The organism is Vibrio astriarenae, from assembly GCF_010587385.1.
Classification (GTDB): domain Bacteria; phylum Pseudomonadota; class Gammaproteobacteria; order Enterobacterales; family Vibrionaceae; genus Vibrio; species Vibrio astriarenae.
Genome location: NZ_CP047475.1, coordinates 3029240 through 3052361 on the forward strand (window position 1 = coordinate 3029240; position 23122 = coordinate 3052361).

The 23122-nt window shown below is 47.8% G+C and carries 21 protein-coding genes; 13 read left to right on the forward strand and 8 right to left on the reverse strand.

Annotation, left to right across the window (positions count from 1 at the left end; translation table 11 throughout):
- Positions 1–19: 19 nt before the first annotated feature.
- Positions 20–883: a MotY family protein gene (locus GT360_RS14080; protein WP_164649454.1), complete on the reverse strand. Its 864-nt coding sequence runs from the start codon at positions 881–883 to the stop codon at positions 20–22.
- A 663-nt stretch (positions 884–1546) separates the two neighbouring features.
- On the opposite strand from GT360_RS14080, the gene GT360_RS14085 reads away from it, so the two are divergent.
- Genes GT360_RS14085 through flhA form a run of 7 tightly spaced genes read left to right on the forward strand, consistent with a single transcriptional unit; the run spans position 1547 to position 7876 of the window.
- Positions 1547–2416, forward strand: a complete 870-nt coding sequence (locus GT360_RS14085; protein ID WP_164649455.1) for a FliM/FliN family flagellar motor switch protein — start codon at positions 1547–1549, stop codon at positions 2414–2416.
- Positions 2413–2790, forward strand: coding sequence for a flagellar motor switch protein FliN (fliN, locus tag GT360_RS14090; RefSeq protein ID WP_164649457.1), 378 nt, complete (start codon positions 2413–2415; stop codon positions 2788–2790). The genes GT360_RS14085 and fliN overlap by 4 nt, the downstream gene beginning before the upstream one ends.
- Positions 2791–2806: 16 nt before the next feature.
- A complete protein-coding gene (fliP, locus tag GT360_RS14095) occupies positions 2807–3547 on the forward strand; it encodes a flagellar type III secretion system pore protein FliP (RefSeq protein WP_164649676.1) in 741 nt (246 codons plus the stop codon).
- 2 nt (positions 3548–3549) lie between these two features.
- Positions 3550–3816, forward strand: coding sequence for a flagellar biosynthetic protein FliQ (locus GT360_RS14100; protein ID WP_164649458.1), 267 nt, complete (start codon positions 3550–3552; stop codon positions 3814–3816).
- A 5-nt stretch (positions 3817–3821) separates the two neighbouring features.
- Positions 3822–4595: a flagellar biosynthetic protein FliR gene (gene fliR, locus GT360_RS14105; RefSeq protein WP_164649459.1), complete on the forward strand. Its 774-nt coding sequence runs from the start codon at positions 3822–3824 to the stop codon at positions 4593–4595.
- Positions 4596–4597: 2 nt separating this feature from the next.
- Positions 4598–5731, forward strand: coding sequence for a flagellar biosynthesis protein FlhB (flhB, locus tag GT360_RS14110; protein ID WP_164649460.1), 1134 nt, complete (start codon positions 4598–4600; stop codon positions 5729–5731).
- Positions 5732–5782: 51 nt separating this feature from the next.
- Complete coding sequence (flhA, locus tag GT360_RS14115; RefSeq protein WP_164649462.1) at positions 5783–7876, forward strand: flagellar biosynthesis protein FlhA; 2094 nt, start codon at positions 5783–5785, stop codon at positions 7874–7876.
- 63 nt (positions 7877–7939) lie between these two features.
- On the opposite strand, the gene epmA is transcribed toward flhA, so the two are convergent.
- Positions 7940–8914, reverse strand: coding sequence for an elongation factor P--(R)-beta-lysine ligase (epmA, locus tag GT360_RS14120; RefSeq protein ID WP_164649463.1), 975 nt, complete (start codon positions 8912–8914; stop codon positions 7940–7942).
- Between the two features lie 309 nt (positions 8915–9223).
- Between epmA and frdA the strand changes: the two genes are divergently transcribed.
- The 6 genes from frdA (at position 9224) to GT360_RS14150 (ending at position 15826) form a co-directional block, all read left to right on the forward strand.
- Entirely contained in the window at positions 9224–11053 is a 1830-nt protein-coding gene (gene frdA / locus GT360_RS14125) for a fumarate reductase (quinol) flavoprotein subunit (RefSeq protein ID WP_164649464.1), read from the forward strand.
- Complete coding sequence (locus GT360_RS14130; protein WP_164649465.1) at positions 11053–11811, forward strand: succinate dehydrogenase/fumarate reductase iron-sulfur subunit; 759 nt, start codon at positions 11053–11055, stop codon at positions 11809–11811. The genes frdA and GT360_RS14130 overlap by 1 nt, the downstream gene beginning before the upstream one ends.
- A gap of 2 nt (positions 11812–11813) precedes the next feature.
- On the forward strand, positions 11814–12197 hold the full coding sequence (gene frdC / locus GT360_RS14135; RefSeq protein ID WP_164649466.1) for a fumarate reductase subunit FrdC: 384 nt from the start codon (positions 11814–11816) through the stop codon (positions 12195–12197).
- Between the two features lie 10 nt (positions 12198–12207).
- On the forward strand, positions 12208–12588 hold the full coding sequence (gene frdD, locus GT360_RS14140; protein ID WP_420825429.1) for a fumarate reductase subunit FrdD: 381 nt from the start codon (positions 12208–12210) through the stop codon (positions 12586–12588).
- A gap of 135 nt (positions 12589–12723) precedes the next feature.
- Positions 12724–13617: a LysR family transcriptional regulator gene (locus GT360_RS14145; RefSeq protein WP_164649467.1), complete on the forward strand. Its 894-nt coding sequence runs from the start codon at positions 12724–12726 to the stop codon at positions 13615–13617.
- A gap of 151 nt (positions 13618–13768) precedes the next feature.
- Positions 13769–15826, forward strand: coding sequence for an alkyl/aryl-sulfatase (locus GT360_RS14150; RefSeq protein WP_164649678.1), 2058 nt, complete (start codon positions 13769–13771; stop codon positions 15824–15826).
- A gap of 78 nt (positions 15827–15904) precedes the next feature.
- Here the strand turns inward: GT360_RS14150 and GT360_RS14155 are convergent, their stop codons facing one another.
- The 6 genes from GT360_RS14155 to priA form a co-directional block, all read right to left on the reverse strand.
- Positions 15905–16474, reverse strand: coding sequence for an outer membrane beta-barrel protein (locus tag GT360_RS14155; protein ID WP_164649468.1), 570 nt, complete (start codon positions 16472–16474; stop codon positions 15905–15907).
- Positions 16475–16616: 142 nt separating this feature from the next.
- Positions 16617–17948, reverse strand: a complete 1332-nt coding sequence (hslU, locus tag GT360_RS14160; RefSeq protein WP_164649469.1) for an HslU--HslV peptidase ATPase subunit — start codon at positions 17946–17948, stop codon at positions 16617–16619.
- Between the two features lie 48 nt (positions 17949–17996).
- Complete coding sequence (gene hslV, locus GT360_RS14165; RefSeq protein WP_164649470.1) at positions 17997–18536, reverse strand: ATP-dependent protease subunit HslV; 540 nt, start codon at positions 18534–18536, stop codon at positions 17997–17999.
- A gap of 312 nt (positions 18537–18848) precedes the next feature.
- Positions 18849–19394, reverse strand: a complete 546-nt coding sequence (locus GT360_RS14170; RefSeq protein WP_164649471.1) for an SPOR domain-containing protein — start codon at positions 19392–19394, stop codon at positions 18849–18851.
- A 152-nt stretch (positions 19395–19546) separates the two neighbouring features.
- On the reverse strand, positions 19547–20554 hold the full coding sequence (cytR, locus tag GT360_RS14175; RefSeq protein ID WP_164649472.1) for a DNA-binding transcriptional regulator CytR: 1008 nt from the start codon (positions 20552–20554) through the stop codon (positions 19547–19549).
- A gap of 158 nt (positions 20555–20712) precedes the next feature.
- A complete protein-coding gene (gene priA, locus GT360_RS14180; protein WP_164649473.1) occupies positions 20713–22908 on the reverse strand; it encodes a primosomal protein N' in 2196 nt (731 codons plus the stop codon).
- Positions 22909–23122 lie beyond the last annotated feature (214 nt).

Below are 23122 nucleotides of genomic sequence, written 5' to 3' on the forward strand. Positions count from 1 at the left end.
TGGGTACGCCCACCGATATTCACGATGCACCCCCTTGAACTAGGCGCACTTGAACGCGTCGATTTTTGTTACGACCTTCGGCATCCAAATTGTTCGCCTGTGGAAAGCGCTGACCATGTGCTCGAACTTGAATCTTTTGTCCTTTTACACCCTGACTCACTAGGTAATCACGCACTTGGTTAGCACGTTGTCGCGACAGATCGATATTGCTCAAAGCGTGACCTTGATCATCGGTATGACCATCCACCAGTATCTGAGTCAATGAAGAGTCCCAGCGGATATACTGCGCCAAATCATCTAACACACGTTTGTCAGCGGTTCTAAGCTGTGTCCCATTGGTACCAAAATAAAACTGATTGTCTTGTGCCTGAGAGAAGCTCATTGGAAGTAGGTTGGCCATACACTGCTTCATCTCTTGTAAGGAGTGAGAAAAGTTAACTGCAGGTATATCCCAGCTAACCGGTTTACCCGTTTGCTTGTCGAGAACCGAGACTTGTGCCCATGAGCCTTGCTCCATTTTTGTCAGTAGTGACTTGATGGCTGTCGCGTCATAAAAGCGCACGCCAAACTCACCCTTTGCATCCCCATCCAGCCAGCGCTCAACTTCGGCATTCACGCGCCACACTTCATCGTTGATGCTCAACCAAGCAGAGTCAAAAGCCGCGGGTCTTTGGAAGGTCTCAATCAACAACTCAGGCGTTTTACCGGACTGCACATTGATGCGAGCGTGGCCATCAAACTTGAGTGGTGTCTCCATATGGCATTGAAATCGGTCACCAGCGAAGCGCCACTCCACCAAGTCGAGTGGCTTTTGCATCACTTGAGCAAGCAACGTTGTTGGTAGCACAAACACACCAACCGTTAACAACCTAAAAAACGTCATGTTAATTCCTTCAGTAACTCTGATTAAACCCGCTTGTGTAAATCAGCACTGGGAAGTGTTCCCTGGGCAAACTCTATATTTAGATACGACAGAAAATCGCAACAAGAATAGAATTATTTAATTAAAATGCTTTTATTTAATTAAAATATATTTAATTCGCCCTCATGCTATTTGCGCTTATTAATATTTTCCATAGTAGCTAATGACGTTATTTTTACTGCTTGGACGAAGATCACATTTGGCAGATAAAAACCCATCACTAATTAACATTTTCTTACATTTTACGTGCAAAAACACACATTGATGGTCGAATTTCGCCGGTTAAATATATGTAATAATAGTTAACAAAACCATATACTTAGCGATAACAGCAAAATCAACACATTATTGATACAACTGTCATTAAAACGTAAACAGCTGTAGTTAAAGGCAAAACTCAAGATCGTCAGTCATTTGCGCAAACAATCATTCCGCATAACTTAAATGAAATTAATAATAAATTTAAAAGTGTGATATCGGTTCACCAAAGATCTTTTTTTAATATTATTCCTAGAAAAGTTAGTGCTTAATACGGATGAATTTGACACTGTCCTGTAAATGTCAAATACAGAAATACGGAAACAGCAAATCGAATAACCATATTTAGATAAGTTCGGGCTACGCATGAAAAGCAATAACAAGCACATCAAAAAAGAAAGTGAAAAACTCGATGTATTTAATATCGACCCTAGAACTCTTGGCCGACCGTTGAATATTGCTAAAGCGAACCTTACTCCCAATTTGCACAGTATCGAAGACGCACTGGCTGCCGCTATCAACGCGATGGTTCGTCGCAGTGATTGTCACATAGAGCTTAAATCTTTAAGCATTGAGATGAAGCCAACAAAGCCTCTGCATTCTGCCGCGTGCTTCTATCAACACACCTCTCATCAGGGTGTTTGTCGATTAGAGGTAAACCATTACCTATTGACTCAATTGGCAGAAGCTTTTTATGGGGGTAAGCCTTCATTTAGTTCTGAGTTTTCAGATGTCTCTCAGCTTCGCCTTAACGCTAGTGAAAAACGAGTGCAAGCCCGTCTTGGGGCCATCGCCCTAAAACAGCTTGATGCTAACTGGCGTGTATTAGAAACCAGCCCTGCATTTGAGACCTGTTGCCTGCACGCTCAATATGAGATTTCTATTGGGGAGCTTAAAGGTGAACTGAGTGTTTCACTCGACGACAACTTATTGGTCGCCCTTGGCGAATCAAACAAAGCCGCCACATTGAGCCCTGAGGCCATCAATGAGAAACGCAACCACCAACTGCGCCAAGTCCCGGTAAAACTAAACGCAATCCTTGCTCAACAAAGTATGCCTTTGGAACAAGTGGCTCAACTGCGTGTTGGTGACATCATTACCTCGGACATCAAAGAGATTGTCGAAGTGAGCTCAGGCGAGCAAAAACTCTTCTTGGCTCGTGTTTCCGAGCAGAGCAATCACTTAGTACTTCACATAACTGATCACATCAATCCAACTGAGAATTTTTCATCATGAATGACCAAACCCTGAATCTATCACTAGAAGATGATCTGAACTTTGATGCGGAAGTGGCTGATATCTTCTCGGAAACCACCGTCACATCTGAAGTAGAAACACCGACAACTGCAGCTCCTCGCGAACTGAGCTTTTTCCGTCAGATCCCTGTATCGGTAACACTTGAAGTAGCAAGCACATCGCTGCCACTGGGTGAGCTGATGCAAGTAGGTCCCAACTCAATTATCGAGCTGGACAAACTGAATGGCGAACCACTGGATGTCAAAGTAAACGGTCACTTACTCGGTCATGCTGAAGTTGTCGTAGTGAACGATAAATATGGCCTGCGCATCACTAGCATTGCGGAAGACGCACTGAATGAAGTCTCGCTATAACACTTTATTCAAACAAATGGCATTAGGGCTGTTTGTCTTTATCGGGCTGGGTCTCTTCTCTGACCTAGCCTTTGCCGATCAAGGTATCCCATTTATTACCGTTACGGACGGTGATAGCAGTGAAGAGTACTCAGTTAAGGTTCAGATCCTTATCCTGATGACTGCACTGACTTTCTTACCGGCCATGCTGATGATGATGACCAGTTTCACGCGCATCATCGTTGTTCTGGCTATTTTGCGTCAGGCGCTTGGTCTGCAGCAAAGTCCACCCAACCGCATTCTCATCGGTATTGCTCTCACCATGACGATGCTGCTTATGAAGCCAGTTTGGACGCCCATTTACGACGAAGCTTACAAGCCTTATGAAGCGGGTGAGATTACGCTCCAACAAGCCTTTTCCGTTGCCGAGCAGCCTATTCGCCAGTTTATGCTGACCCAAACTTATGAGAACTCTCTCGAGCAGATGCTGCGTATCGCTGGTGACCCACTCGACCTAGAACCTGAAGAGATTAGCTTTGCTGTCCTTCTGCCAGCGTTTGTGATCAGTGAGCTTAAGACCGCATTCCAGATTGGTTTTATGCTATTCATTCCATTTCTGATCATCGATATCGTCGTGGCCAGTGTGCTGATGGCAATGGGTATGATGATGCTATCGCCTCTCATTATCTCACTACCGTTTAAGCTGATGGTATTTGTGATGGTTGATGGTTGGGCAATGACGGTGGGTAGCCTCAGTGCTAGCTTTGGGGGACTCTGACGATGAACCCTGCCATTGCCAATCTATACTCTGACGCCATCTACATGATCATCACTATGGTTGTGGTGTTGATAGGCCCAAGCCTTCTGGTCGGTTTGGTGGTTGCTGTTTTCCAGGCAACGACCCAAATTAACGAACAGACCATGAGTTTTTTGCCACGTTTGCTCACCACGTTGTTGATGCTGATTTTCGCCGGAGGGTGGTTGCTACGTAACATCAGCACCTTCTTCAATGAGCTGTTCTTCACTATCTCCAATATTGTTAGCTAGCCTCGATGTACGCCTTATCTTTTGCTGAAATTACTGCGATGTTAGGTCAAGTTTGGTGGCCTTTCTTTCGTTTGTCTGCAGCCTTTTTGACCATGCCGTTCTTTGGTGACGCGTACATAAGCCCTCGACTGCGTGTCTTGTTTGCCCTCTCTATCGCTATTATTGCTGGCCCGCTTTTACCAGCAATGCCAGAAGTCGATCCGGTATCCGTTCAAGCTATCGCACTTGCATTAGAACAAATCGCGATCGGTGCAATGCTCGGGTTTTGCCTGCAGTTCTTATTTGCAGTCATGGGTATGGTGGGACAGATCATGTCAATGCAGATGGGTCTCGGTATGGCAATGATGAACGACCCTGCCAATGGCATATCTATCGCGCTGATTGGTAACTACTTTCTGATGTTCACCACGCTCTTGTTTCTCTCTCTCGATGGGCATTTGGTGGCGTTGGACATCATAGTCCAGAGCTTTGATCGCTTTCCGGTTGGCGGCGGGATCAGTGAGTACTCTCTACGTAACCTCGTCAGCCTATTCAGTTGGATGATTGTCGCTGCGGTTTCAATTGCGCTGCCGACCATCGCTGCGATGCTGACGGTTAACCTAACTTTTGGTGTGATGAACCGCGCCGCGCCATCACTCAACGTTTTCGCTCTGGGCTTCCCGATGTCGATGATGTTGGGGCTATGTGCCATCTTGCTCTCGCTCTCTGGCTTGCCCGCTATCTATACCGAGCTCTCTCATAACATTCTGTATCAAATGCGTCAGATGGGAGGGAGCTAGCCATGGCAGAAAATCAAACCAGTCAAGACAAAAGCGAAAAACCCAGTCCCCAGAAACTGCGTAAAGCAAAACGTGAAGGTCAGGCGGCTAGGTCGAAAGAGTTTGTGGTTGGGGTGCTGTTTATCGCGATTGCCCTCTTCCTATGGGCTTATGGCCACTATCTTGGTCAGCAAGCAGAGAGGCTGTTTGTCATTAATTACCAGCTCTCCTACGACGATATTCGTCAGCCCGACATCATGACCAGAAAGCTTGGTGAGAGTGTGTTGCTGCTTGGCGGCCTGTTTGTGCCTATGGCTGCGGTGCTTATTCTAGTGACCATCTTGAGCTCGATGATTCCCGGCGGATGGGTAATGTCCCTAAAGCTCATTAAGCCTAAGCTAAGCAAAATCAGTCCAATTGAAGGCTTAAAGAGACTGTTCTCTCTTAAGTCTCTGGTTGAACTCGCAAAATCGATTCTCAAGATTGTCTTCATTGGTGGCGTACTGTATTGGCTCTTAAGCAGTAACTTAGCCAACTTGATTGCTGCCCAGCGAGCGCCTTTGGAGCAAGGTATTAGCGTTACTTTAAGCCACTTAATCAAGGCGCTGATCTGTTTTGGTTTTGTGGTGTTGCTGATTGGTCTGATTGATATGCCTTATCAGCTCTGGAACCACACCAAGCAGCTCAAGATGACCAAGCAGGAAGTGAAAGAAGAGCACAAAAACACCGAAGGTCGACCAGAGATCAAGCAGAAGATTAAGCAGCTTCAGCAGCAAATGTCGCGCCGTCGTATCGATAATTCTGTGCCAACCGCCGACGTGGTGATCACCAACCCAACGCACTATGCCGTCGCGATAAAATACGATCTCTCCCGCGCCGGTGCCCCTTTTGTTGTCGCCAAGGGTGAAGACGAAATGGCACTGCGAATTCAAGCCATCGCAAGACAAAATGACATTGAAGTACTCAACCTGCCACCGTTAACGCGTGCCGTGTATTTCAATACGCGCGTTGATCAAGAAGTACCGGGGCCACTGTTTGTCGCTATCGCTCACGTTCTAACCTACGTCATGCAGCTCAAAGAGTACAAACGCGATCGCAAGGTAAAACCAACACCACTGCCACCAATCGCGATACCAAAGGCACTACGTCATGACTAATACACCGTTTTTTAACCACAACCTAAATCGCTAATTCGAGTAAAACGCCTTATGAAAGAAAGACTAAATTTATTATTCCCTGCGATTAAAAATAGCTACTTCGGCATCCCTATCCTTCTGTTGACGGTATTGGCGATGGTGATCCTGCCACTGCCTCCGGTGCTGCTAGATACGCTATTTATCTTCAATATCGTCTTAGCGGTTATCGTCTTGCTGGTTGCGGTATCAAGTACTCGCCCACTCGATTTTAGTGTCTTCCCGACCATATTGTTGGTCGCAACCCTGATGCGCCTGACACTGAACGTTGCTTCGACACGTATCGTTCTTCTTGAAGGTCATAACGGTGGTGATGCAGCAGGTAAGGTGATTCAAGCCTTTGGTAATGTGGTCATCGGCGGTAACTACTTTGTTGGTATCGTGGTGTTTATCATCCTGATGATCATCAACTTTGTTGTTATCACCAAAGGTGGTGAGCGTATTTCTGAGGTTTCGGCACGCTTTACCCTAGACTCATTGCCAGGTAAGCAAATGGCGATTGATGCTGATCTCAATGCAGGCATAATCGACCAAAACCAAGCCAAAGAGCGCCGTAGAGAGATTGCTCGCGAAGCAGATTTTTACGGTTCGATGGATGGTGCCTCCAAGTTTGTTCGTGGTGATGCCATTGCCGGGATGCTCATCCTCATCATCAACATCCTTGGTGGTGTCACTATTGGTATGGTGCAGCATGATCTTAGTGCTGCAGAAGCTTTCCAGCGCTTTGCACTACTCACCATTGGTGATGGCCTCGTTGCTCAGATCCCATCACTACTGCTTGCCGTCGCGGCTGCGATTATCGTAACTCGCGTTAGCGATTCTGGTGAGCTATCGGATGATGTTCAACAGCAGATGCTGGCTTCACCGGTTACGCTAGCCACTGCCTCCGGTATTATGCTGGTGATCGGTATTGTTCCCGGCATGCCTCATCTGGCGTTCTTCAGTTTTGCTGGTCTACTGGCATTCGCCGCTTGGAAACAGAGTCGAAAGCAGCTTAACCCTGAGCCACTAGAGCAAGCCGAAGCGGTCGCCGAAGCCGTGGCGCAAGATGATGCGCCATCTCTAGATTGGCACGATGTACCGCATGTTAACCCGCTCTCTCTAGAGTTGGGCTATCGTCTGGTTAACCTTGTCGATAAAAACCAAGGTGAACCTCTTGCATTGCGTGTGCGTGGTGTGCGCAAAACCATTACCGAGCAGGCTGGCTTTCTCGTTCCCGAAATTGCGATTCGCGATAACCTGAAGTTAAAACCAACTCAATATACGATTTCCTTATATGGTGAAGTACTCGCCAAAGGCGAAATCGACCCTGAGCGCCTTATGGCTCTAGCCGTGGGAGAGGTTTATGGCCAGCTCGACGGTGTGCTGGCAAAAGACCCAGCTTATCAATTAGATGCCGTTTGGATTGAACCAAACAACAAACCTCAAGCCCTGAATCTTGGTTATTCTGTGGTTGATGGAGCAACCGTGATTGCCACCCACTTGAGCAAAATCATCAAAGAGCACACCTCAGAGCTGTTTAACCATGATGATGTTGAGCGTGTTATGGAGCGCCTTGCTCAACACTCTCCAAAGCTTGCCGAGAGCTTGGCAACACAGCTGACCCACCAACAACAGATGCGTGTCTATCGCCAGCTGCTTGCCGATCAAGTGCCAGTGAAAGATACATTGAATATCTCTTCGATTATGTTGGAAAGCAGCGAAATCACCAAAGACCCGATTCTGATTGCTTCAGATATTCGCGTTGGCCTTAAGCGTACGCTGACCAATCACTTGGTGGGTACGGGGAATGATTTCAACATTTTCACCCTGAGCGATAATCTTGAGAAAATGCTGATGACGGCACTGAACAAAGCTCAACAAGCTGGCGCTGTCGCGCTAGATGGCTTCCCAGTAGAGCCAACACTACTTGCTCAGCTACAGCAAAACATGCCAAATATTCGTGAACAGCTTAAGCAGAATGGCTATAAGCCGGTGCTATTGGTTGCCCCTCAGCTTCGACCACTACTGTCGCGCTACGCTCGAACGTTTGCCAAAGGACTTGTGGTGCTCTCTTATAACGAGATCCCAGAAGATAAGAACATCAACGTCTTAGGTCACTTAGGTTAGAACACCCCTAATAGAGGTACTGCTTTTTGTAAGGTAGTACCTCTATTCCTCTCTTATCAATGACTACGCTCTTGGGAAAGCAAACGCCGTGACCTGATCAATATGTTCGCAGTTCAAAGCCAGCATAATCAAGCGGTCAATACCCAAAGCAACCCCTGCACAATTGGGCAAGCCTGCCTTCAATGCTTCAATTAAATGGTAATCAATCGGCTGTGGCTTTAAACCCATCTCAAGACGTTTTTGATTATCTTGCTCAAAACGCGCCAGTTGCTCATCTGGGTTATCCAGCTCATGAAAACCATTGGCAAGCTCAATCCCTTTAAAATACACCTCAAAGCGATCCGCCACACGCGGGTCTTGCGGATTAATCTTTGCAAGCGCCGCCTGGGACGCTGGAAAATCATAAACAAACGCCGGCACGTGCTGACCGATTTTCACCTCAACACCGATGCTAAATAGCAGTTGTAGCAAGGTGTCTCTGTCTTGCTCCGGCATGGCAATATCTTCCAGACCAAGTGTGCATGCCACCTGTTTGAGCTCATCCATTGAGGCCTCAAGTGGACAAACTCCTAGAACCTTAATGAAGGCTTGTTGATAGGTCATTCGCTCAGCGCTACCGCAGTTCAACACCAGCTGCAACAAGCTATCCATCTCATCCATCAGGTCGTGGTGGTCAAAGCCGACTCGATACCATTCAAGCATTGAGAACTCTGGGTTGTGATGACGCCCATTCTCTTCGTTGCGAAATGCCTTGTTGATTTGGTAAATACAGCCACTGCCTGCGGCAAGCAGACGTTTCATGTGAAACTCTGGGCTGGTCATCAGATAAAGGGGTTGCCCCTGAGCATACTCTGGTCCGACAAACTCAGTATTAAATGTATGCAGATGAATGTCTGTCACGGTTGCATGACTCATCGCAGGTGTGTCCACCTCCATAACCTCTCTTTGTGCAAAGAAGTGACGGATTTGAGCGATAACTTGTGCGCGCTGTTTGAGCTGCTCAATGGATGCTGAGGGTTGCCAAGCAAAAGTAGACATAGGGTTTTCTCGTAAGTTTCAAACGCCGCTAGTGTACTCCCGACACCTCATAACCCCAAACTTTTGCTCGCGGTGATAGCTATCACAGATCCCCTAACTTTTACATTTGATGAATAAATACCGCACAAAAAACCTAAGTAAATCAATTTTTCCTTAACCTGAGTCTTTTACACTGGGATACCACTTTGGAATGAGTGGACTAAAAATGAGCCTTTAATTCATGGACTTATCAATAGGCTCTAATGAGATAGCAATGTCAAAACTGGCGAAGTAGAACGCCATATCACTTACACACACTGGAGGATAACTGTGAAAACAATTACCACAGATATCGCAGTCATTGGCGCTGGCGGCGCTGGTCTGAGAACCGCAATTGCTGCGGCAGAAGCAAATCCTGAGCTAGAAATTGCCCTAATTTCTAAAGTTTACCCTATGCGCTCACACACCGTGGCAGCAGAAGGTGGCTCAGCAGCAGTAATCAAAGATGAAGACAGCCTCGATAACCACTTCAACGATACCGTTGGCGGTGGCGACTGGCTGTGTGAGCAAGACGTGGTGGAATACTTCGTTGAGAACGCAACCCGCGAAATGATTCAAATGGAACAATGGGGTTGTCCATGGAGCCGTAAAGAAAACGGTGAAGTGAACGTCCGTCGCTTCGGTGGCATGAAGGTCGAGCGTACCTGGTTCGCTGCCGACAAAACCGGCTTCCACATGCTGCATACCCTATTCCAAACCTCAATGAAATACAGCAACATCAACCGCTTTGATGAGTATTTCGTGGTTGACTTGATAGTCGATGAAGGTGAAGTGCAAGGCCTTATCGCAATCCACATGTCTGAAGGCGAACTCATCACGATTAAAGCCAAGTCTGTGGTTCTCGCAACCGGTGGTGCGGGTCGTGTTTATCACTGCAACACCAACGGCGGCATCGTGACGGGGGATGGTATGGCAATGGCTTATCGCCATGGTGTGCCACTGCGTGATATGGAATTTGTCCAATACCACCCAACAGGCCTGCCAGGTACCGGCATCTTGATGACCGAAGGCTGTCGTGGTGAGGGCGGTATCATCGTCAACAAAAACGGCTACCGATACCTACAAGACTACGGCATGGGCCCAGAAACCCCGGTTGGCGAGCCAAAAAACAAATACATGGAACTTGGTCCACGTGACAAAGTCTCTCAAGCTTTCTGGCATGAGCAGCAAAAAGGCAACACCATCAAACACCCACTCGGTGATGTGGTCCACCTTGACCTCACTCACTTGGGTGAAGAGTACCTGCAAGAGCGCCTTCCGTTCATCTGTGAGCTATCGAAAGCCTACGTGAACGTTGACCCGGCAAAAGAGCCAATCCCAATTCGTCCAACCGTTCACTACACCATGGGTGGTATTGAAACTGACGGTCAGTGTGAGACACGCATCAAAGGTCTATTTGCAGTCGGTGAATGTGCCTCTGTTGGTCTACACGGTGCCAACCGCCTTGGCTCTAACTCACTGGCTGAGTTTGTCGTCTTCGGCCGTGTTGCGGGTGAAAATGCCGTCAAGCGTGTTGAAGAGTTCCAAGGCTGGAATGAAGAGGTTATCCAAGCACAAGTGGCTGCCGCTGAAGAGCGCATCAATGCGCTGCTGAATCAAGAAGGCGATGAAAACTGGGCAGACATCCGCACTGAAATGGGTCATACCATGGAAGCGGGCTGTGGTATCTACCGCCAAGAAGATCTGATGCAAGCGACCATTGAGAAACTGCAAGAGCTGAAAGCACGCTACAAGAAAATCAGCATCAAAGACAAAGGTAAGGTCTTCAACACTGACCTACTTTACGCCATTGAAGTGGGCTACGGCCTTGAAGTGGCGGAGGCGATGGTGCATTCAGCCATCCTACGTAAAGAATCACGTGGCGCTCACCAACGTCTAGATGAAGGTTGTACTGAGCGTGATGATGAAGTGTTCTTGAAGCACTCTCTGGCCTTCTATCAACCAGATGCTGACCCACAAATTGACTACAGCAAAGTCACCATCACTAAGTCACAACCTAAAGCACGTCTTTACGGTGAAGCTGCTGAGAAAGCCGCTGCTGAAGAGAAAAAAGCAGCAGAAGCACAGCAAGCTGAGGCGAAGGAAGAGGAGCAAGCATAATGTCACCAAATCGTATTCAGAAAGTCGAAATCATGCGTTATGACCCGGAGCGTGACGCAGAGCCTTTCTTCCAAACCTTCGAGGTTCCGTTTGATGAAACTATGTCGATCTTAGATGCGATCGGTTACATCAAGGACAACCTCGATAAGAACCTTTCTTATCGCTGGTCATGTCGTATGGCGATCTGTGGTTCGTGCGGCATCATGGTCGATGGCGTGCCTAAACTTGCGTGTAAGAGCTTCCTGCGTGATTACCCAAATGGCGTGAGACTGGAACCATTAGCCAACTTCCCGATCGAGAAAGACCTCATTGTGGATATGACACCATTCATTGAGCGCCTTGAAGCAATCAAGCCTTACATCATTGGCAACGACCGCACACCGGAAGATGGCACCAACATTCAAACGCCAGAGCAGATGGCGAAATACAAGCAATTTGCGGGTTGTATCAATTGTGGTCTTTGCTACGCGGCGTGTCCGCAGTTCGGCCTCAACCCTGAATTCATTGGTCCTGCCGCGCTTACGCTCGCTCACCGTTACAACCTAGACAGTCGTGATAACGGCGCCGCTGAACGTATGCCAATGATCAATGGCGAAAACGGCGCTTGGGGTTGTACCTTTGTCGGCTACTGCTCCGAAGTTTGTCCGAAAAATGTCGACCCAGCAGCAGCTGTAAACCAAGGCAAAGTGGCATCATCAATGGACTTTGTGATTGCCATGCTTAAGCCTGATGGCAAACCTGTCAAAGAGGAGGCGTAATCATGAGTAACCGTAAACCTTATGTACGTGAAGTGAAGCGTACCTGGTGGAAGGGCCATTCTTTCTACCGCTTTTACATGATTCGTGAGGCGACTATTTTACCTCTGATCTTATTCACTCTGTTCCTAACGTTTGGTTTAGGCGCATTGGTGCAAGGTCCAGAAGCTTGGGAGACTTGGCTTGGCTTCATGAGCAACCCTGTTGTTATCGCGATCAACATTGTGGCGCTCGCGGGTAGCTTATTCCACGCCCATACCTTCTTTAGCATGATGCCTCAGGTAATGCCGATCAAAATCAAAGGCAAACCGGTTGAGAAAAAGCTCATCGTGCTGGGTCAATGGGCAGCCGTTGCATTTATTTCACTTGTCGTTCTGATTATTGTCTAAGGAGTTTATTGTGAGTCATACCCATACTAAGGTAGATACGGCACCAAAACGCTCAGACGAGCCAATCTGGTGGGGCCTATTCGGCGCAGGCGGCACGTGGTTTGCGATGCTAACGCCTATCACGATTTTCGTCATCGGTATTCTCGTGCCAATGGGCCTGCTGGATGCAGAAGCACTGAGCTATGAGCGCGTTTCTAGCTTTGCCAGCTCTATCATCGGTGGTCTGTTTATTATCGCGACGCTTGCGCTGCCAATGTGGCATGCAATGCACCGTTTGCACCATGGCATGCATGACCTAAAAATCCATACTGGCGTTGTCGGTAAAGTGGCGTGCTACTGGTTTGCTTCGGCAATCACACTGCTGGCTATCGTGTTCGTTTTGATGGTGTAATCCATAAAACAAAACTTAGGTGAGGCGCTCACGCCTCACCTACTCTCTTTCTATTCCCGCCAATCAAACCCTCTACTTTCATCACTTTAACCTGTGTTATGCTGCCTTTATCTTACCAAGTGCAGAGAATTGAATATGGCGAGTAAAGTGGATCTCAACTTGTTGCGCACATTTGCCACTGTTTATGAATGTCAGTCTGTAACGAAAGCGGCTGAGCAGCTTGACCTGACCCAATCAGCGGTCAGCAACAGCATCAATCGTCTCAAGTCTCGCACTGGCCAAGCCCTATTTAATCGCACTGGCCGTGGTGTCACGCCGACTCGCTTCGCGCAAGAGTTGTATCAACAGCTACAAAGCCCACTACTTGAACTAGACCGCATCGTTGAGAGCATTGATGGCTTCAGTGACACTCAAGCGCATCGATTTGTCGTCTATTGCCACGAAGCCATCTTCCACTCAATGCGTCAAAACCTAGATAAAGAGCTTAAAAATAGCCCTATCGAGGTGCTATTGATTGAAATACCATCGGACGAAGAGCGTATCTACGATGACCTGATCAACGAGAAAGTCGATATCATCATTGATATCAGCCGCCCTGATGGGGTCATGTTCACCTCTTCCGTCATCAAACAAGATGAGCTGTGCTGTATCGTTAAACATGACCATCCTCGCCTCAATGAGGATACGATTAACCGAGCCAGTTACCTACAAGAGCGACATGCCTTTTTCGATCTGACCCGTTTAGACCTTAAGTTTGTCGATTGGATCACCGATGAGGTTCTGCCACAACGCAAACCCTACAGCGAACATAAATCCTTGCTTGGGATGATAGAAGCCGTCTCTTACAGCGAAGCGGTTGGCGTAGTGCCTATCTCCATCGCAAAGCGCTATCAATCCGCCTTCAACCTTAACTTGCTGTCATTTCCATTTATCAATCATACCTTTGATTCATACATGATATCCCTCACCAAAATGCAATCGAACAAAGCAAACCAGTGGCTAAGGGAAACCATCACTAAAGTTATTTAGTCGACTAGATATCACCAATATAAATATCAGAAATGAGCTAATCGGGTTATACATAAATATCTTCTTCTTATAATTGTCATCAAAAGAAACAGCAAGAAAGCAACTCAAGCGCTGGCTGTTTCGTAATTTGAAATCTTTTTAGGTGACGATGATGAAGAAGTCTATTCTTGCTATTGCTGTATCAGCATTCTCTGTAAACGCGATCGCGAATGATCACGATCATGAACACATTAATGTTAGCGCTCTAACTGGTACACAGGGCAAACCGGCAACTGAGCACACTGTTGCTGCGAATGCTGGCTATGCTGAAATGCTCAACTTCGAAGATACCAAAGTATTCCAAGATAACGACCGTGGTCTTATCGTTGAGCTTGACGAAGCCACTCATGCGACACTGCGCGACCGCTTTGTAAACCTGCACGAAGGCCTGCGCCTGCATGACTCATCACCGGACACCGTAAACCCTTCACTATGGCGTCAAGGTCAAGCGAACTTCTCAGCGAACGGCCTATACAAGGTGACTGATGGTATCTACCAAGTACGTGGTACTGACTTAGCATCTACGACCTTCATTAAATCTGACTCGGGTTGGATTGTTTACGACGTACTGATGCACGACAAAGCGATGGAAGCCTCACTTGAGTTCTTCTTGAGCAACGTGCCAGAAGGCGGCGACGAGCCAGTTGTGGCAATGATCTACTCACACTCACACGCTGACCACTTTGGTGGTTCGCGCGCGGTACAGGACCGCTTCCCTGATGTTGTCACCTACGCACCTCACGGCTTCGTTAAAGAGACGGTAGATGAGAACGTACTTGCAGGTAACGCGATGTCTCGTCGCGCGGCTTACCAATACGGTGCCACACTTGGCCCTGCATCACAAACGGGTATTGTTGATGCGGCCCTTTCAAACGGCTGGTCACAAGGCCCTGACTACAACATTACATTAGTCATGCCAGATGAAACTCTGCCATCAGGTGACCAAGAAAAGTTCCATGAGCGTGAAATTGACGGCGTTAAGTTCGTCTTCATGGACACGGCTGGCACAGAAGCGCCATCGGGTAATGTTGCTTACCTACCAGAGCACAACACGATCTGGACAGGCGAGATGGTATACCAAGGCATGCACAACGTTTATACACTGCGTGGCGCAAAAGTACGTGACTCTTTAAAGTGGTCAAAAGACATCAACGAGATGATCAATGCTTGGGGTGGTGAGATTGAGATCCTAATGGGTTCCCACTCAGCACCTATCTGGGGCAACGAAAACATCAATGAATACATGAAAGCACAACGTGATAACTACGGCTTTGTACACAACCAAACGCTTCGCCTAGCTAACAACGGTATGGTTCTACAAGACATCGGTGCAACCATCAACGATGAGCTACCAGCGAGCCTACAACAGCTTTGGCACACCAACGGTTACCACGGTACATACAGCCACAACGCACGTGCTGTATACAACATGTACCTAGGCTACTTTGACATGAACCCAGCAAATCTAGACCGCATGACGGTTGCACAAGAAGCTGAGCGCTTCGTCACTGCATACGGCGGCTGTGACGCTGGCTATGAGACAGCCAAGTCATTCTTTGAAAAGGGTGAATACCGCTTCTCTGGTGTCATGCTAGACCACATTGTTCGCGCATGTGACAGCCATGTTGATGCACGTAAACTGCTCGCAGACAACTGGGAGCAGCAAGGCTACCAAGCAGAAGGAGCAGGCTGGCGTAACGTGTTCTTGTCAGGTGCACAAGAAGTTCGCGTTGGCACACGTCCAGGCAACCCTAAAACCGCTTCTGCTGACGTACTTTCAGCAATGACAGTAGAAAACCTACTCGACTTCATGGCAGTGAAAGTCATCGCAACCAAGGCGGACGGTAAAGACTTTACGCTAGCAGTAAACGTTCCTGACCTGAAAGAAACGTACTTTGTTGAGCTATCAAACGGTAACCTGAACAACATCAAGACGGATGAGCTGAAGAAAGCAGACGCGACGCTGCACATCAACAAGTCTGACATCAACAAGATCCTGATGAAGAAAACGTCACTACAAGCATTATTCGAAGGCGGCCAAGCAGGCATGTCTGGCGACAAGTCAGTTCTACAAACGCTAGCTGAAGTTTCAACAGAGTTTGACGAAGCGTTTGAAATTGTTCCTCGCCCAGCACAGGGTCAAGAAGTAGACGCTCGTATCTACAACTAAGATTAAAACATAACAACTCATCGTTGGCTAAAAGACTAAGGGAGGTGCACTGCACCTCCCTTTTTTCTATTCAATCGCTTAAAACTGATAGCCAATGGTCAAGGTGATGTCCTCTTGACGCAACTCTCTAATGAGCTTATCGCTATCGATATCAGCTTGTGTCCAGCGCACACCCACTCGATAGTCACTAAACGCCACATCCGCGCCCAAGCCCCATTTTAAACCATGCGCATGTGTCGACCTGCTCTCGGCTTCACCATAACCGGTCACTTTCTCTTTTAAACGAGTCACGGAATAACCCAATAAGCCATAGAGATCCAAGTTCACTTTATCTGAAACCACAAAGCGCTTACCGACTGGCAAGTTTGCCGCGAGAGTGTATTGCTCTTTAAGACGATAGCTTATACCGCCCTCAGTGAGTTTTTCTTCATTGTCGATGTAGGCAGCTTCGAACTCGCCGCCAATAAACCAGTTGTGTGTGTAGTAGTTACGCGCACCAAATATTCCGGAAACCGTATAACCATCGATGTCTTCAAGTTCATGATCAGAAATACCCAATGACAGGTAAACATCTTGATTGTATCCAGTCGCATTGGCACAGGCAGAGCAAGAGAGCAGCATAGCTGCCAAGAGATAGGTCTTTTTCATTGTTACATCCATATAATCAATTCATCGCTAGTATAAATACTCAAACATGATATGCAACAGTGTTAAATTGTTGATTTTGAGAATATAAAAAAGTGACGCACTGGGCGTCACTATTGAGGGTCTTGTTCATCAGCTTTGGTGATTAAAGAATAAAGCGGCTTAGATCTTCATCTTCTACTAATTCACCTAGCTTGGCTTGCACGTAAGCCTGATCAATAACTAACTCGCTGCCAGCCTTGTCAGTTGCATCAAATGAGATCTCATCCATCAAACGCTCCATCACGGTATGAAGACGACGAGCACCGATGTTTTCAGTGGTCTCATTGACCTGCCATGCCGCATCTGCGATCTGGTTGATGCCGTCTTCTGTGAAGCTGACATTGACCTCTTCAGTCTTCATCAGCGCAGTGTACTGCTCAGTCAGTGATGCTTTGGGCTCAGTAAGGATACGCTTAAAGTCATCGCTCGATAGCGCTTCAAGCTCAACACGGATTGGTAAACGACCTTGCAGCTCAGGAATCAAGTCGGATGGTTTCGCGACTTGGAAAGCGCCTGAAGTGATAAACAAGATGTGGTCAGTTTTAACCATGCCGTGTTTGGTAGACACTGTGCTGCCCTCAATCAGTGGCAGCAAATCACGCTGAACCCCTTCACGAGATACATCTGGGCCAGAGCTTTCACCGCGTTTACAGATCTTGTCAATCTCATCAATAAACACGATACCGTTGTTTTCCACGTTGCTGATGGCGCTCTCTTTAAGCTCTTCTTGATTCACCAACTTCGCCGCTTCTTCTTCCGTCAAAGCTTTGAATGCGTCTTTGATTTTCATCTTACGCTTCTTCTTGGTATCGCCCGCTAGGTTCTGGAACATACCTTGAAGCTGGTTGGTCATCTCTTCCATGCCTGGAGGCGCCATGATCTCAACACCCATCTGCGGTGCAGCAACATCGATCTCAATCTCTTTGTCGTCTAGCTTACCTTCACGCAGCTTCTTACGGAAAATTTGGCGAGTGTTTGAGTTATCTTCCGTCTGCTCATTTTGACCCCAAGCGTCACGCGCTGGTGGTAATAATGCATCAAGCACACGCTCTTCAGCTTGCTCTTCCGCGCGGAATTTTACCTTTTCCATCGCTTGCTGGTGCGTCATCTTGATCGCCACATCCGTCAGGTCACGGATAATGGTTTCCACTTCCTTACCTACGTAGCCCACCTCCGTGAACTTGGTCGCTTCAACCTTAATAAACGGCGCGTTCGCCAGTTTCGCTAAACGACGTGCAATTTCAGTTTTACCAACACCCGTTGGACCAATCATCAGAATGTTCTTTGGCGTTACTTCTGCGCGCAGGCTCTCTTCAAGCTGCATACGACGCCAGCGATTACGCAGTGCAATAGCAACAGAGCGCTTAGCTTTATCTTGACCGATAATGTGGCGGTTTAACTCGTGAACAATCTCGCGAGGAGTCATCTCAGACATAGGGATTCCTTAAATTCTTTTATCAATTCAACACGAACTATCTTTGCATTATTCAGCGTTTGCTGGTGTTTCTAGTTCTTCGACAGTGTGGTGATGGTTAGTAAATACGCAGATATCACCTGCAATTTTCAGTGATTTTTCCGCAATTTCACGTGCGTCTAAATCCGTATTCTCTAGCAGAGCCGTTGCGGCTGCTTGAGCAAAGTTACCGCCCGAGCCAATCGCAATCAGATCGTTTTCTGGCTGAACAACATCACCATTACCAGTGATGATCAAAGATGCGGTTTCGTCAGCAACGGCCAATAGTGCCTCTAGCTTGCGCAGGGCACGGTCGCTACGCCAGTCTTTGGCTAGCTCGACAGCAGCTTTGGTTAGGTGGCCTTGGTGCATTTGCAACTTGCTCTCAAAGCGCTCAAACAGGGTAAACGCATCTGCCGTGCCACCAGCAAAGCCAGCGAGTACTTTGTTGTTATATAGACGACGAACTTTACGCGCATTGCCCTTCATTACCGTGTTGCCAAGCGACACTTGGCCGTCACCGGCGATGACAACTTTATTATTACGGCGAACAGATACAATCGTAGTCATGAGTCAGGCCTTATTTTTTGAATTCACATTGGATATAGAAGATATATGAGGATATTGGGTAAGGAATTCAAGGGGCGGGATTATTTTGGGTGGCCTCTTGGAGTGGATGCTGACTCTCACACACCTATGACATCTTAAGCGGAGGCAAGACGTTTGAAGCTCCGTCATGCTGAATTTACTTCAGCATCTAGCCGAGGAGCCTTTGCTCGCGGTTAGTAGATTCTGAAACAAGTTCAGAATGACAGATGAGATGGTCACAGGTTTAATCATTTGCTAAAAACAAAGCCCACTCGTTTGAGTGGGCTAAAGAAGCTATTGCGAGTCCTTCCAAATCGCACAGGGTTCGATCTTGGCGCGCTCTAGGCGATGTCTGTCTCGCTCAGCGTCGCGTTTCATGTCATAAGGCCCGAGAACCACACGATACCAGCTGCTTCCCTCCGTTTTACGAACCTTACTCTCTATGCCTTGGAAAGCGATATCAAGCTTGCGCGACTCCGCCTGCTCGAGAGACTTATAAGCTCCGCACTGCATGATATAGGGAATATCTGAAACCTGGAGCTCCTTGGCTTCTACCTCAATCTGGCGATTTGGTAGAGTCTCGACGTAGTCCCACTTTTCTTCAGGCTTAGGCGGCAACACTTTCTTTGGTGTCGGCGCTGGCTTTGGCTGAGGTTTCGGCTGCACAACAACTGGCGCTTCTGGTTCTGAGTCTTGCCCCAGTAGGTACAATCCATAGCCGAAACCGCCAAGTAGCAGGATCGCCAAAAGACCACTACGCCACGGTTTTCTTCGTGGAGTGGAGCGTTTTGTTGGCCGTTTGGTAGTTCCTCGGCCTCGTTTTACGTAATCTTTTGCCACAGCAAATAATATGAATAAATTGAACGACACTCAGCATGGTAAAGCAGAATGCCGTTCTAGAACAGACTTAACCGGAAAAGGGGCTTAAAAACGGGTAACCGGTTCTGTTTCGCGCAGAATTACGATAATTCTGACGCTATCATGTCGCTTGTTTAGATCAATCTTGGTGGCGCAGCACTATCTCGGATCACAAGCTCAGTTTCGAGTAGACGTGAACCGGCACGAACATCATTTCCACGCAGTACTTCAAGCATCATGAGCATGGTTTGACGGCCAATTTCGTATCGCGGTTGAGCAACGGTCGTCAGCGGCGGATCACAGTAGAGTCCAAAGTCGATATTATCAAAACCAACCACCGACAAATCTTGCGGTACACGGAAACCTAAACGCTTCGCTTCTTGAATGGCACCGATCGCTTGAGTGTCACAGTGGCAGAAGATCGCCGTTGGTGGCTCTGGGTTTGATAGCAGTTTGCGGACACCCTTAACCCCACCCTCAAAGGTAAATTCGCAGTGTTCAACGTACTCTTCCTTCATCTCTAATCCGGCACGTCGTAGGGCTTGTTGATAGCCTTGGTGGCGGAATTGACACAGAGCCGATGAGCCTGGACCTGAGATCTCAGCCACTTTCTTGTGACCCAGTTGCGTCAGGTAGTTCACTGCTTCAAACGCAGATGTTAGGTTATCAATGTGAACGGTTGGCAACTCTAGCTCTGGCGCATACTCACACGCCATCACCATTGGTGGCAGGTTCTTCTGCTCTGATTTACTCACATCAAAGGGTAAGTCAGAACCTAGCAACAACATACCATCCGCTTGCTTAGTGAAAACCAAGTTTACAAAAGAGGACTCACGTTTTTTCTGCTGACCGCTATCGCCAAGTAAAACTAGGTAACCGTGCTCCATCGCCGCATCTTCAATACCGCGAATAATCTCAGAGAAATAAGGGTCGCAAATATCCGGTACTATCGTGACGATAGTTTTAGACTCATTGCGGCGTAGGTTGCGTGCTAGAGAGTTTGGCGAATAGCCTGACTCCATCACGGCATCTTCTACCTTCTCTCGCGTAGCTGCTGATACTTTCTCTGGATTCATTAAAGCACGGGACACGGTGGCGGTTGATACGCCAGCCAACAAAGCAACATCCTTCATTGTCGCCATAACATCGGTCCTCTTGGTTCAATCTTCAAATTTTTACTCCGTAGCAAACCATTAGTGTATGTATTTACGAGCGTAATGCTCCGGGGTGATTAACATTTTTTACAGTAATTTAGTGATATGAATCACAACAAGTTAACTCAATTAGGCGCATATCGCGATTAACTGAGATCTTGAGGCTCTATATCTAAGCTCCAGCGCACCTTTTTCGCCAAGGGCAGCATATTAATCGCAGGCTTGGCACTGGAGAGCAGCCTTTGCATTTGGCTGCGTGATTGAGTCTGCAAAAGTAGCTGCCAACGATACTTGCCCGCTCGCTTCGAGAGCGGTGCTGGTGTTGGGCCAAGCACAACATCACTCTGAGAAAACAACGGATGTGCCTCTAGGGTGTGGCGTACTTGACGCAGAAACTGTTCCACCATTTGGTTGTCATTCGCCTCAGCTTTAAACAGCGTCAGAAAACTAAAAGGGGGTAATTGCGCCATCTTGCGCTCTTGCAGTGCCGTGTCTGCAAACTGCCCGTAGCCTTGAGTGAGCAAAGCTTGCAGCAAGGTATGCTCTGGATGGTGTGTTTGCAGTATGACCTCACCGCGCTTGCTAGCACGACCTGCGCGGCCTGCCACCTGAATAAACAGCTGCGCGAGGCGCTCTGACGCGCGGAAGTCACTGCTGTATAACGAACCATCCACATCAAGCAGTGCCACCAGCGTCACATTCGGAAAGTGGTGGCCCTTAGCTAGCATCTGAGTACCAATTAAGATCTGGTGCTCATTGTTACGAATAGACTCTAACGCTTCTTCTAAGCTGCCCTTGCGACGAGTGCTATCTCTATCAATGCGAATCGCACTATAGTCGGGGAATAAACTGTTGAGCTGCGCTTCAAGCTGCTCCGTCCCTACCCCAACCGTCACGAGGTGCGTACTGCCACAGCCATGGCACTGATGAATCACCGGGCGCTGAGAGCCACAATGGTGACAGCGGATCTCATTGCTGTTCTGATGATAGGTGTAATAAGCCTCACAGCGCTGACATTCGGCAATCCAGCCACACTCATGGCACATCAAAGCCGGTGAGAAGCCACGGCGATTGAGAAACAACAACACCTGATTCCCAGCCTCAAGGTGCTTACGCATTTCTGCAATCAGTGGCGCTGATAAACCACCTTCAAGGTAAAGCCCTTTGATATCAAGTACTTTATTTGTTGTTGGCTTAGCTGCACCAGCTCGCTGCGTCAAATGCAAGTGGCTATATTTACCAGAGCGCGCATTGTGTAGTGTTTCCAATGCTGGTGTCGCCGAGCCCAAAACGATAGGAATCGCTTCTTTATTTGCGCGCATGATCGCAACATCACGCGCATGGTAGCGCAAACTATCTTGCTGCTTATAAGAGCTGTCGTGCTCCTCATCCACAATGATGATGCCCAGATCAGCAAATGGCGTCAGAAGCGCAGAGCGTGTTCCAATAACAATGCCACAGGCTCTATCTCGCGCCGCCAGCCAGGCATTCAAACGCTCAGTTTCGTTAAGATTAGAATGCACAACTGTGACAGACACATTAAAGCGTGACGCAAAACGCTCAATGGTTTGTGGGGTCAGACCAATCTCGGGTACCAACACCAGCGCTTGTTGACCACGCTCCAGTACCGGTTTAATCAAGTTGAGGTAAACCTCAGTTTTACCCGAACCTGTGACCCCCTCAAGTAAAAAGCAGCCGTAGCCCTGCCGATTATTGACGCTGGCAATGGCAACCGCCTGCTCTTCATTGAGCTTAGGCTTATCGACATCACGCTCCACTTGCTTGCCCCAAGGCTGAATTTTTGGCAAACGCGATTGGGCTTCTATCCAAGCTTTTTCTTCTAACGCCTTGATAACCGAAGGAGAGATACCTTCATCGCCCAGGGCCTCCCGAGTCAGTCCACCTTGTTCCAATAGCTTCAACGCGTGCGCCTGCTTTTTCGCACGGCTAAAGCCAGCCATTAACTGAGAACGACCCTCTTCGGTCAAATACCATTCAACAATCGCTTCAACTTGCGCTGGCTTGCCTTTCTTTAACGCACTTGGCATCGCATTTGCCAACGTATCGCCAAGTGGATACTGATAAAACTGGCTGCACCAATTTAGCAACTGAAATAGCGATTCAGGCCAAAGTGGCTCATGGTCGAGCACCTCTTTTACCGACTTCAACTTATCGAACTCTGACTCACTAGCAAAGCCCGTCACAATACCGATCAGAGTCTTTGGTCCAAAGGGCACAGCAACACGCCCGCCAATCACCGGAAAAAGGTGAGCAGGAATCAAATAATCAAACGATCTGTCTAATGGTACGGGTAAGGATACCCGAGCAATGGTTGGGCGCATGTAATGACTGAAAACGATTGCGGAAGCGCCATAGTATACGCAAAAGCCCTCCAATCCAATGATTGAGCACAAGGCTGATTAAAAAAGTGGCGAATAATTTGCCAAATTGGTTGATCCTAGCTACAGCTTTCTTTACTATATCGCGCCTTAGCTGTATGGCTCACTTCTTGTTCAACGACAGAATAAGCGGTATAGCAAGAAAAACGTTTTTTTT